Consider the following 13,043-nt stretch of genomic DNA (forward strand, 5'->3'; position numbering starts at 1 on the left):
TAAAATATAAAATATGTTAGATTTGTAGGAAACATACTAAATATAAACACCATATGGTGTTTGTACAATTGTTGTATGCCATTAAAACCGTATGAGTAAAAGACTATTTAAGAAAGGACAAAAATTCAATGATTGGACTCTTGTTTCCTATCTAGGTGGTGGTGGCAATGGAGAAGTATGGCAATGCGAAAATTCTAAAGGAGAAATTGGAGCCATAAAATTAATAAAGGCACTAAAACAAAAAGCCTATAATCGATTTTTAGATGAAATAGCGGTGATTGATGCAAATTCTGATATCGATGGAATTATTCCAATTATTGATAAGAATTTACCAAAGAAACTTGACGAAACTGACATACCGTATTTCGTTATGCCAGTTGCAAGTAGCGCAGAAATTGCTCTTAAAGGACAATCAATCGAGAATAAAATTGATGCTGTAATTGAAATTGCCAAAACTCTTAAAAATCTACACGATAGAAAAGTATCACATAGAGATATAAAACCGCCCAATATTTTAGTATACAATTCACGATTTTGTATTGCTGATTTCGGGCTAGTAGATTTTCCAAGCAAAAAGGACGTTTCTCATAAAAACGAAGTTATAGGTGCTAAATGGACAATGGCACCAGAGATGAAAAGAGAATCCTCATCGGCAGATAGCCTTAAAGCAGACGTCTACTCACTTGCGAAAACACTTTGGATTATTCTCACGGAAAACAAAAAAGGATTTGATGGTCAGTATTCGACAGATTCGATAATTGAGTTAAGAAAGTTTTACAATTCTCATTATACAAGTCCTATTGATGAGTTATTGACTGCATCTACTGATAATGACCCAGAAAAAAGACCGTCAATGGATGAATTCATTGAAAAGCTTGAAGATTGGAAACTGCTCAACGAGGATTTTCACGAACGAAATTTGGAGCAATGGTTTGAGATTCAAACAAAATTATTTCCTACTTCATTCCCTAAAAGAGTTATTTGGGAGGATAGAGAAGACATTATTAAAGTATTGAACATTATTGGCTCTTATGATAATTTAAATCATCTGTTCTTTCCTGATGGTGGTGGACTTGATTTAGAAAGTGCAAAAATATCTAACGAGCCAAATTGTATTGAATTAGGTTTTGGAGGGTTGGATTACGTTGTAAATCCAAAAAGACTAATCTTTGAATCTTTTGGAACAGAGCCTGAATGGAATTATTTTAGACTTGAACTTGACGAATTAGAGGCATCAGGTGTTTATAAAAACGAAGACACAAGTATACCTTACCATAAAAATCACGACCAAGAGGGCGTTTCTGAAATTTACCCAGGTCAATATGATAATTATGAACTTGTAGAACATAGAAGTGACTACGTTTATATGGGTTATGACATTCCTGAAACAGCAAGACAAATTTACAGATACTTTAGAGGCACATTTGTGATTTTTAATAAAAGGTCAACTTATAATTTGACATCATCAACTTACGATGGACGTCACGATAAGATGACAACTGATGAATTCCGTGAGTATATTAAGAATTGGATGGAAAAGCATATCAGCGGAATACCATTTTTAGAAAGGATGATGCGAAGACATAGATTAAAAAGAAGAAACCAAAAATAACGGCATACAACCGACCACATCAGGTTTTTGATCTTGGTTTTCTTCTAGTTGGATACATCACCTGTTGCTTTTTAAACTGACCGATTTCCTCTCTTAACGTCTGATTGATATTGTGAATCAAATCGTTTTGGAATTTCATAATTCCCAATAAATCGTGCATAGCATTCAAATTTTCTAATTGCTTATAGACAATTTCTTCTAAATCGGCTTTGGTATATCTTTTGCTCATATCATTATACTTATTAAATAATTCTTTAGAATTTCTAAACAAATCTATTGATTGTCTATCTAAATTCAAAATAAAAATATAGATTTTCTAAAGTTTTATATAATAAGACTAAATTTATCTTAACAAATTCGAAAGATTATATGACTTCTTTAGGACTGTATTTAACTAAAAAATCTGTGAACAGAGCTATGGTTTCTAGACGAACTGGAATTAGTCAAGCTAGGTTATCGCAATTGACTTCAAACGAATCGACTAAATTGAGAGCCGATGAGCTATTCTTAATTGCGTTGGCTATTGATATAGACCCTGGAGAAATGTTTAAAGAAATTTTTAAGGATTTGAAATTAGAACAATAAAAAAAACGGCATACAACAAAGTATAAAATTAATTGCTAGTTCAAGGCTACTTACGAAAATCCTCGCGGATTTTCTAATCAGTTTGTATTTGCTAAGTTAAGTGCCTAAAAAACGCAACTAATCTTATACGAAGCCGTTATGGGCAAATAAAAAATGAACGAAAATCAGCAAATAGAAGAAGTGAAAACTCTTGAAACAGAAGTTAAAGCATTTGTAAATGCTCAACCGTATTGGGCAAAATATCTTTGTTCTGAAATTTTAGCTGGCAATGATATTACAGAATCTGTAATTGATAATGCTTATTCGTATTTGCTTGAAAATTTAAGTTTTAAACAAGAAACTGAAAAACCTGAGCTTTTTATTTCATATAACCCAAATGCATCTGATGATTATAAAGAAAATCTTTCTTTTGACTCACTTACAAACGTTGAAGGAGTTAATGCACTTACCGAAAACCAAACGATTGATTTAGCACACAATTTGACCATTATATATGGAACAAATGGAGCTGGTAAGTCTGGTTACGTTCGTCTTTTGAAAAACGTTTTTTACTCTAAAGACAAGGAAGACATTCTTCCTAACATTAACATTGACTCTGGACACAAACCAAAAGCTGCAACCTTCAATTTTTCTTCAGAAGGAACCAATATCCCATTGAAATATCCTGACAACATCGGAAATGGAATTTTTAATCAGTTTGCTGTTTTTGACGGAGACATTGGAAAAAAACACCTAAGCTTAAGAAATGACTTTAGCTTCCGTCCTGCTGGATTGCAATTGTTTAACGAGTTTAATGTTGCATTAGAGAGATTAAATGGCAAGCTAAGTATTGAAATTCAATCTAAAAGTATTGCAAATCCCTTTGCAGATGATGACATATTTCAAGGAGAATCTGAAATCAAAACCTGGTTAATTCAGCTTTCACATAATTCTAAACTTGAAGAATTAAATGCTCATTTGCCTTATAGCGAAGAGGAAAAAACAAAGAAAGTTCAAATAGACAAAGAATATGATGATTTAAAAATTGCTTTAGCTCAAAAGGACAAGGCATTGAAAGAGTTGCAAACTATAAAAGCCCAATTAGCAGCTCGAATACAGAATTTAGTTAACACGAACACTTGGTTCGCTCAAGACCAACTAAATAGAGTAATTAAAGCAATCACCAATTGTAAAACCAAAGAGGATACAGCACAAAAAGAGGGCGTGGAAAAATTCAAAACCGATAAAATTGAAAATATTGGTTCTACAGAATGGAAACAATTCATTGAAGCGGCCGCAAAATTTGCTTCTACTCAAAACGAAGGTGAATACCCTTCACTTGGTGACAATTGCATACTGTGTCAGCAAGCAATCAATGATGATGTTCCCAAAAGCTTAATTAGCAGCTATTGGGCTTATATTAAAAGTGTTGCAGAGCAAGAAGCAAAGACGGCAAAAGAAAATCTTGCAAAGCTTAAAGCGGATTACGAAAAATTAAGTTTCGATCAATTTCCTGAAACAGACACTTTAGCCGTTTGGTTAAAGGACAAGCACGAAACTGTTTTAGCCAATTTAAAAGATGAACTAAAGAAACAGGAGACATTAAGACAAACACTCGTATCAAACATTACTGACAAAAAGGATAATTTACAAGTTGAAATACAAATAGATTTAAGTGCTTTATTTACCATAAGCGAAACGGTAGATAAAGAAATTAAAGCGTTTGAAGAAGATGAGCAAAATAAAAAACTTGGCGAACTGTTAAAAAAGAAAACTTATTTGGCTCATAAAGAAAAACTGGAAGCTCGATACCCAGATATTGAAACCCTACATAAAAACTTGATTTGGGTAAACAAAGCTAACCAGTTTAATAAAAGGGCAGTAAAGAAATCATCTACAGATACTGAAAAGAGACTTTCCGAAAAATATTTCAACACCGATTATATCAGCGAATTTAATAACGAATGCGATAAATTAAATGGAAAGTTTGGAATTGAAATAGATGCAAGAAGTTCAGATGCACGATCCAACCGACAACTTTTTCTTAAAGGCAATGATCCTTCTGCAATTTTAAGTGAGGGAGAACAAAAAGTAATTGCTCTGGCTGACTTTATAGCAGAAACTAACATTACCACAATTAACAGAGGAATCATTCTTGACGACCCTGTTAATTCTTTAGACCACGAACGTAAAGAAACCATTGCAAAAAGGTTAGTTGAGATTTCAGGTAGCAAACAAGTTATCGTATTTACACATGATGTTGTATTCTTCAAAAATTTAGAAAAGTTTGGTTTGCGTCTTTTCGGAAAAAATTCACCTTCAATTAAATTTAATACAATCAGAGCAACAGGACGAAATGCTATCGGAACAGTAATTTCAGACCATTCACCAGTTCGAGATAGTCTTTACACCAATCCACATTTACCAAAAACCTACTTACAAAAAGCCAAACGTGAAACTGATGAGGATTTTAGTTTGAGTTTAATACGTTCAGGATTTGGTGCACTAAGAAGTTGTTATGAAGCAATCACAGCAACAAAAGTCCTCGCTAGTGCGGTTCAAAGATTTGATTCTCTAATCCGAGTTTCGAATATTAGAAGCATCAAATACGACTTACCACTATATGATCGAATAATTGAGCGTCATTCATTTTTACATGATTTGATAGAAGGTCATTTACCAGCAGAGGAATTAAATATTTCATTTACTACAGATAAACTAGAAAATGAGATAACTGAATTTGAAAACATACTAACAGAGTTAGATAATATTTAAAAAATATGGCGTCATCGTCTAATGGTAAGACATCTGGTCCTAAAATAATTAATCTTATTCCAGAAAATGCAGGTTCGAATCCTGACAACGCCACAAATTATGGAATCAATAGAGCTTAAAAAACTTCTTAAAGAAATTGGAGAGTCAGTTCACTCAATGAATACTATTGCGGTCGCTCTTTCCTATTTACCAGACAAAGGCAAAATTAAAGTACCAGAAGGACTTGATATTTCTTGGGAACCAAAAAATATAAAAGATTCTAAATTTAAATCTAGAAATTATGCAGAAAGGTCTTCATATGTTTATTCTGCGGAAAGTCTTTTTGAATATTTAGAAGGTATTTCTAAAAATCCTTTTTGGACCTATCCTGACATCAACTTTATTGGAGAGGAAAAAAAAGCGCTCAAAGTTTTTAACTTCCTAAACTCAATCCCAGATATTGATAAAGAGATGGCTATTCTGTGTGAATTACTCTGTCATTGGAGAAATAGAATTGTACACATGAATATTTCCAATGCAAGCATCTCAAGTAAGAAGAGAGACTATCTTACGGAAAAAAGAGATGCTATTTATAACAAGTACAACCACTTCGATATAGAACAAGCATTAGATAATTTTGATAATAAAAGAATCACTTTAAAGGATGCTTCAACTTTAATCACCATAGTTATAAAGTGTGCTAGAGCAATAGATAAGCACTTTTTTCAAGGTATTTCAGTAGATGTGTCACCAAATGAGTTAATAGATGCTTTTAAGACTGACAAGTCTTTTCATATTATTTATAAACAAGCTGATTCAACTAAAAGAAATAGACAGTTATCTCGATGGTTAGAAGTTAATTATCCATATTTAACAGATGTCAAAAAAGAGACAATATTAAAATTAATAAAAAGCCCATAACAAAATGTATAGTGCATAGCACCCTGCGGGATGCTACGACACCATACACAGACCGTTGCCATTAATTTGAAAAAAATGACCAAATCAATAATAATTGTACTTCTAATCTTTATGATATTTGGCTGTACTGATATAAATCATGCCGAAAACACTATCGCTAAACTGGAAAATTTGCGTGCGGAAAATGATAGTTTGCGGAAAATTGTTGCGGATATTGAAACTAAATACGTATTTGACAGTATTTCGTTTCGAGAAATTTACGGAAAGGATAATAAGTATGAGCGGAATACGGAATTTAATGTTGAATTATTAGTCGTGGGATATAATCCGAATAAAAGTTATTTTGTGAAATTCGATAGTCTTGTGGACGGAAAAAAAATAAATCCAGATACTTTAAAGCAAAGTAACGGTGGATTTAAATACAAAACGACATTAACCGAAAAAGAAAATATTATTCGAATTGATATGAACGTTGAGAATGAATATGGACAGAAGAAAATGGGAACGTTGCTCGAAACAATACGGACAAAAAACTAATGCCAACAATGTTAGCTGTTGTGCAAGTCAATAATTTTATAAAAACAAGATCCAAATAAGCCCTTTTAAGGGCTTTTATTTTGCGCTTTAGTTTCGTTGCAAACTAAAATTGAGAGACTTAAAAAGGGGTAAAATATGTTGTATGATAGTTTTTAAAGAAAAACAAGCACATTGCATACTTGTCGCTCCACTTTTTGTATGTTTTTCAATAAATTTCAGGTACTTCTTCAAATTGTAAGCTATGGCCGAGAGTTGCATATATTTACTGGAGAATAGAACTGACTTAAGATATATTCTGTTGCTATTAGAGCATAACAGCACCAAAACTACAGAAATTTACAATCCTATAGCCAGAAATAGTTTAATTAAAATGAAAAATCCGTTAGATTTGTAGGTGAACATATATAAAATAAACACCATATGGGGTTTATGCAATTGTTAGCCTTAATATGAACGGAACGATATTTGAGGTCATTTAAGAAACTAACATTATGAAAAAAATCATACTTCTTTTATTACTTACTTTTGGAATTAAATCGGTATTTGCGGAATGTGCAATAAGTGCAATGTATTTCTTTCCAGAAACCAAAGAAATTAGCTTGAATTCAAAATTCATTATTGAAGGTTATGCTTTTAGTCAAAAGACAATAAAAAGCTTCAAAGAGAGAACTGTTTATCTCGAAAGTGAAAGCGGAGAATTAATTGAACTGAATCTTCAAGAAATCTTGACTGGTCAAATGCAATTAACTCAAGCTATTTTCTGCCCAACATCAGAATTAAAGCCAAACACAAAATACTTTCTAAAATACTCTGATGAAACTGAAAATGAAGTTAGGGAAATGACAACCTATAACAGAGAGAAAAAAGAAAGAGAAAAAGTATATTGGAAAACAACAGATAAAAAAGTTTTTGAGAATCTGAATTCTAATCTAACTCTTGAATTTGAAAAAACAGATGTTGTACATTATGGCTGTGGTCCTGAAGCAAATGCAATTTTCAAAATTAAAAACAAACCTGAATCTGAAATATGGTACAAAACGGAAGTCATAGAAGCAGAAACAAATAAGAAAACTGTCTATTATATAAAAGAATGGAATGGAAGATTAAATGTTGGACACGATATGTGTTCAGGTGCATTTACATTTAAAAGAAAGGGTAAATACAAAGTAAGGTTTACACCAATGAATATTGATGGAAAACCATTAAAAACAACTGACTGGACAACTTTTGAAAGTCCGTTTATGAATGATAAAAGTCCATTCGGAAATTAAAATACTATGGCTAACACCGTATAAAATTAATTGCTAGTACGAGTCTACTTACGAAAATTTGCTAACGCACAGTTCGCTGTGCTCGTGTCGGCGGATTCGACTCACCTTCGATAGTCGCTAAGGATAAACGTAGCGGGTGGTGTATACGACGGTGCAAAAATGATATTAACCTTTGCGGTACAATAGCATACTTAGATGGCCCCTTTTCGGGAGCCTGGATTGCGTTATCATAGTTTGTATTATAGGGCTTTGAGCTACTGCCTATCCTCCCATGTAGCAAGAACAGTTTTATCAAAAAAATCTATTAGATTTGTAGGTAAACATATTAAAAATAAACACCATATGGTGTTTATTCCATTGTTGTAAAACATTTGAATGAAAATCAGAAGTATAACATTTAAGCCACCTGAACCCAAACTGAAAGTCATTAAATCAGTTACAGTTTATCTATCCGAAAAGCACTCTGAAATTATCATTGCACCTATTTCTAAAGAACCAAAAGCTGGCTATCATTATGAACAAAAGGATTGTGAAGTAATTGAGTTGAACTCTTCAATGGAAATTATTGGAAAAGCCATTAAACGGAATTTCGACAAATTTAATATTGAGGAAAAAAAAACTGGAATGGGAAATAAATCTGATTGGCCTGCTTTTAAAGCAAGTAAAGAAAAGTCAATGCGTAGATTTGAGGAAAAGTATAGAAGAATTTCAATACGTGGACTGACAGATAGGAATAATACTTTGAGAATAGAAACGGTTTTGAATTTACCAATTGAAATTGATTTGACAAGTACAATTTCTGCTCATTGTGAACCATCAGAATTAGGAAATAGAATATTAAAAATGTTTCGTTCGGAAATAACTGAACGGAAATAAAAAAAACGTTTTACAACAACGTGTAAAAATAATTGCCTGGTTCTAGCCTACTCGGAAAATCCTACGGATTTCCCTCTGGTTCGTTCCATTTTTAGTAAGTTAGCTACTTAAACACACAACTATTCTTACACAAACCGTTAGCTAACATTTGAAAATGAACAAACCGACAATAATTTCACTTCTGATTTTAACACTATTTAGTTGTCAAAAAAACATCGAACGGTTTGACATTGCAAATGAATTACGAGGGAATACATTTAATATGACCTCAATTGGAGAAAAAGACACTTTGACTATTGAATTTAAAGACTCAACCTTTACAGTCTTTGAATATAATGACAGGGATTTACCTTGGAGAATTGCAACTTTTGACAACAAAGACTTTTTAGTTTTTGACAATCGAATTATGGCTATAAAACAAAACAACATTGACAACTATGTTGGTCTTCTAATTTCCGAGAAAGATTACGATATACGACTTGAAAAAAGAAAACCAAAGTGGGACAAGGAATTGATATTTGGAACTTGGGTTGAAGAAAAATATTTTAATACTGACCCTATTAACATTCTACCACCGCCACCACCACCAAACACCGAAGAAAATGACTTTGAGTTTCCGCCGTATTATGTAATTACTAAAGACACTATTTATTCAAATTTCTATTATAAAAAATCTAAATCAAAAATTGACATAAGCAATTTAGGAGAATTTATTTCACTAAATCTAAATAGCAAATTTGACGATAAAGAAACAAACTGGAGAATTAAATCATTAAATGACAGCATAATGATTTTGGATAGAACAATTACCTATCCACATGACAATAGTTATCACAGTGAAAGAGAAAGAGATTTGAAATTAATAAAAAAACGTTAGCTAACACCGGCTATAGTTCATTGCTTCTGACTTTCCTCACGGAAAGTCCTCGCAAATTTGCTATCTTTCGGCTACGGCGGAAAATCCTCGCGGATTTTATTCATGATATATTGATTGTTTAATTAGGTATTCATGAATCCTTTGGATTTCACGCAACGAAACCATAGCCAAACACGTTATAGCACATTAAAAAAAATGACAGAAAGCGAATTCATTGACTATTGGAATAAGGAATATCCAGAATCGTTTCCAATCAATCACGAATTGAAATGGGTATATCCTGACAGATGGTTTAGAATTCATAATCTACCTGAGTCAAAACGATATGCCGAATCTGCAGACGAGTACAAAATCATACTTGACCGACAAAACCAATTAATTAATGACCTGATTGGCGAAGAATCAGAAGTAGCAATTTCCTTCGGACTTTACACAAATGACATAACCAATGACAATTGCAAAGAACTGACTGACTTCGGAGAATTTCTAAAAGTCTTTACAATTGACTTGCACAAGGAAAGACCTGAAGAACATGAACATGAAATGTACTTTGATATTTACCTCAAAACTGAAAATTGGAAAAACGGAAACAGAGATGAAATTCTCAAAGCAATTGCTGATGATGAAATAAGAGCAATGTTTGTCAGTCCTTCAAAGAAATGTGTCATTGCACCTTATGACGGTGGAGTTGATGTGATTGTTGACTCGACCGAAAAAAGAGATAAGCTTAAGGATAAATACAAGGATTGGCTTTCTGAACTTGAAGATGGAATGTAAAAAAATAAAAACGTGCTTCAACAACACCTATACGCAATGCCCTTCGGGACACTGCGAATAGCCAAAGCGTTGTAAGCCATACGACCAAAACTTTGAAGCGAACTATATGATAAAATTAACAAGCCGACTTTTATTACTCATCCTATTTGTAACAACAATTGGTTGCAATCAATCTGTTGAACAAAAAAAGGCGATACCTGCTCAAGATAAATCTGACTCGAATGTTTCTATAAAAAAAGAAAATGTAACTTTCGAGAGTGAGGGAGTTAAATTGGCAGGTACAATTTATAGTCCTAATCATCCGCATTCAGCGGTTGTCATTGTTCACGGCTCTGACCAAGTACCTCGAATGACCAAATTCGCTGAATTGTTGGCTGAAAATGATATTTTGGTATTGACCTATGATAAACGCGGAGTTGGAGAATCTGGAGGAGTTTATGCTGGGCCTGAAGTAGGAACGAATAACATCAGTGTTGAAAATCTGAATCTATTGGCAAAAGATGCAAGTTCTGCGGTTAACTTAATACATAAAAAAGGAGGAGATTTACCTACTGGACTTATAGGGGCGAGTCAAGCCGGTTGGATAATTCCAATTGTTGCTAGTGAAAATCCATTGGTCGATTTTATGGTGTTATTAAGTAGCCCAACAATAACTACTCTTGAACAATTAAGATTTCAGTTTTATACAAACGGGAGAACAGATTTTTGGGATAATCATACCGAAAAAGACGCTCGTGAACATATCAAAAACGACCCCGACAAATATCAATTTGAAGCTACTGACCCAAAAGAGGTTTTGAAAACTCTTTCAATTCCTGGTCTATGGGTTTTTGGAGAAAAGGATATTCAAATTCCTGTGAAAATGTGTATCGAGCATCTTAATAATTTGAAATTAGAGAACAAACCATTTGAGTATGTTTTGTTTCCATCATTAGGTCATAATACCAATAAAAGCGAACCGATAAGCATTTCAGTTAATTGGATAAAACAAAAATCGTTGAATATTAAGAATAATAAATAGAAAGAAATCACTGCCTACCACACGGTGTATAAGTACTAGCGGTTTAAGTGATAAAATAAAGTGTAAACATAAAACAACGGTCAGTGTTAATCTGAAAAGTTAGTGAATAGAAAGCCACGACTAATCATACACAGAACCGTCAGACTGTCTCAAAACTCTGTGATATTTAAGATTGATTTTTTATCTTGAAGCATGGAATATCTACAAGGAGAAGACAGGGATCAGCTAACTTTGTACACCACTTGTTTGGATGATATGGTTCCTCTGGATAATACTGTTCGTTTAATAGATCAATTTGTGGTAGCTTTGGATTTGGAACAAATGGGATTTCAATCTTTAGCATCGCAAGGGCGCCCGCCTTACCATCCTTCCGATCTACTTAAGCTCTACATTTACGGGTACATGAATCGTATGCGGTCCTCCCGCCAATTGGAAAAGGAATGCCAGCGCAATCTTGAAGTGATTTGGCTGTTAAAAAATCTAAAACCTGACCACAACACCATTGCACGTTTTAGAAAGACCAACCACAAGGCCATAAGGAGAGTGTTCAGATACAGCGTGGAAATGGCTAAAAACTTCAACTTGATAGGCGGTGAACTTATCGCCGGTGATTCCACAAAACTCAGAGCACAGAATAGCAAGAAGAACAATTATAACAAAAAGAAGGTGCAGCGACATCTGGAATATATTGACAAAAAACTGGAGGAACATAATCAGGCTCTTTCCAAAGCCGATGGAGATAAGAAAGAAGATATAAAAAAGGAAATCGACCATCGCAAAGAGCAGCGTAAAAAATACGAGGCTATAGCGCAACGGCTAAAAGAAGACAAGTCTTCAGAAAATCCTCAGCTATCCACCTCAGACCCCGACAGTCGACACCAAATTGTAAGAGGGACTATTACTGAGGTTTGTTATACTGCACAGACCACTGTGGATGCCAAGCATAAGCTATTTATCGATTACAAACTAACCAACCAGAACGACAAGAAAGCTATGGGAGTGATGCTCAGAAGGGCCAAGTCCATTTTACGGAACAATTCTTTTACCGCCCTGTACGACAAAGGGTATCATACCGGTAGCGAATTTTATATTGCAGATCAGTTAGGAATCAAGACGCTGGTAGCCGTTCCCACCATAGGACGCTCAAGCCAGGCCCCAAACCCAGATTACAACGCCGAACACTTTGTGTACGATAAAGCATCGGATAGCTACACCTGCCCACAAGGGCATCGTTTAACCTCCAATCAAACCCAGTACAAAGCCCGAAATTATACCTTTAAACAGTACAAAACCAAAGCCTGCAAAAACTGTCCGGTAAGAAGTGAATGCACCACTTCTAAAGTCAACGGTAAAGTTGTCCAACGCAGTCAGTACACTGAACACATACAACGAAACACTGAACGGGTCGAAGCCAATGAAATGCTTTATAAAAAAAGACAAGCCTTGGTGGAGCATCCTTTTGGAACCATAAAACGCCAATGGGGCTTTGATCACCTAATGACCAAAAAAGGCATTAGGGCTGCATCAGCAGACCTTGGACTAATTGCATTGGCTTATAATTTAAAAAGAATGTTCAACTTGGAGGTTGGGCTAAAAGACCTGTTTAAATTGCTCAGAAGTGTAATTATTATCATGTTAAACTTAAAATCAAGCTTTCTAAGCTTCTTTGACTGTAGAACAAACTTATATGAGGTTAATTTGTTTTACATTCCAAATCCAACTATTTTTAAAATCTAATCCGGTAGTTTTGAGACAGACTGCCGTTATAGCCAATGCCTAAACACGCTGTAAATGAAATTTTACATTTTATTGACACTATTTTACAATTGAAAA

12 protein-coding genes and 1 tRNA gene are annotated in these 13,043 nt (G+C 33.9%); 12 read left to right on the forward strand and 1 reads right to left on the reverse strand.

The window, feature by feature from the left end:
• Window positions 1-91 precede the first annotated feature (91 nt).
• A complete protein-coding gene (locus tag P278_RS01460; RefSeq protein ID WP_051413344.1) occupies window positions 92-1,612 on the forward strand; it encodes a protein kinase domain-containing protein in 1,521 nt (506 codons plus the stop codon).
• 19 nt (window positions 1,613-1,631) lie between these two features.
• Here the strand turns inward: P278_RS01460 and P278_RS01465 are convergent, their stop codons facing one another.
• Window positions 1,632-1,841 carry a hypothetical protein gene (locus tag P278_RS01465; RefSeq protein ID WP_038261795.1) on the reverse strand — a complete coding sequence of 70 codons (210 nt, stop codon included), beginning with the start codon at window positions 1,839-1,841 and terminating at the stop codon, window positions 1,632-1,634.
• Between the two features lie 140 nt (window positions 1,842-1,981).
• On the opposite strand from P278_RS01465, the gene P278_RS01470 reads away from it, so the two are divergent.
• The 11 genes from P278_RS01470 to P278_RS01515 all read left to right on the forward strand — a co-directional run bounded on the left by P278_RS01470 (window position 1,982) and on the right by P278_RS01515 (window position 12,947).
• Window positions 1,982-2,197 (forward strand): helix-turn-helix domain-containing protein, encoded by a 216-nt coding sequence (locus P278_RS01470; RefSeq protein WP_038261148.1) that lies wholly within the window; start codon window positions 1,982-1,984, stop codon window positions 2,195-2,197.
• Window positions 2,198-2,350: 153 nt separating this feature from the next.
• On the forward strand, window positions 2,351-4,951 hold the full coding sequence (locus P278_RS01475; RefSeq protein ID WP_051413345.1) for an AAA family ATPase: 2,601 nt from the start codon (window positions 2,351-2,353) through the stop codon (window positions 4,949-4,951).
• A 7-nt stretch (window positions 4,952-4,958) separates the two neighbouring features.
• Window positions 4,959-5,044, forward strand: a tRNA-OTHER gene (locus tag P278_RS16475).
• 6 nt (window positions 5,045-5,050) lie between these two features.
• Complete coding sequence (locus P278_RS01480; RefSeq protein ID WP_152973868.1) at window positions 5,051-5,851, forward strand: hypothetical protein; 801 nt, start codon at window positions 5,051-5,053, stop codon at window positions 5,849-5,851.
• A 75-nt stretch (window positions 5,852-5,926) separates the two neighbouring features.
• On the forward strand, window positions 5,927-6,388 hold the full coding sequence (locus tag P278_RS01485; RefSeq protein ID WP_235444228.1) for a hypothetical protein: 462 nt from the start codon (window positions 5,927-5,929) through the stop codon (window positions 6,386-6,388).
• 491 nt (window positions 6,389-6,879) lie between these two features.
• Window positions 6,880-7,659, forward strand: a complete 780-nt coding sequence (locus tag P278_RS01490; RefSeq protein ID WP_038261151.1) for a hypothetical protein — start codon at window positions 6,880-6,882, stop codon at window positions 7,657-7,659.
• 375 nt (window positions 7,660-8,034) lie between these two features.
• Window positions 8,035-8,535 carry a hypothetical protein gene (locus P278_RS01495; protein ID WP_038261154.1) on the forward strand — a complete coding sequence of 167 codons (501 nt, stop codon included), beginning with the start codon at window positions 8,035-8,037 and terminating at the stop codon, window positions 8,533-8,535.
• A gap of 262 nt (window positions 8,536-8,797) precedes the next feature.
• A complete protein-coding gene (locus P278_RS01500) occupies window positions 8,798-9,412 on the forward strand; it encodes a hypothetical protein (RefSeq protein WP_152973869.1) in 615 nt (204 codons plus the stop codon).
• Window positions 9,413-9,607: 195 nt separating this feature from the next.
• Complete coding sequence (locus P278_RS01505) at window positions 9,608-10,189, forward strand: DUF3885 domain-containing protein (RefSeq protein WP_038261809.1); 582 nt, start codon at window positions 9,608-9,610, stop codon at window positions 10,187-10,189.
• 106 nt (window positions 10,190-10,295) lie between these two features.
• Window positions 10,296-11,210, forward strand: a complete 915-nt coding sequence (locus tag P278_RS01510; protein WP_038261161.1) for an alpha/beta hydrolase family protein — start codon at window positions 10,296-10,298, stop codon at window positions 11,208-11,210.
• Window positions 11,211-11,402: 192 nt separating this feature from the next.
• Entirely contained in the window at window positions 11,403-12,947 is a 1,545-nt protein-coding gene (locus tag P278_RS01515) for an IS1182 family transposase (protein WP_051413347.1), read from the forward strand.
• Window positions 12,948-13,043 lie beyond the last annotated feature (96 nt).

It is taken from the genome of Zhouia amylolytica AD3 (assembly GCF_000511935.2).
Taxonomy (GTDB): Bacteria; Bacteroidota; Bacteroidia; order Flavobacteriales; family Flavobacteriaceae; genus Zhouia; species Zhouia amylolytica.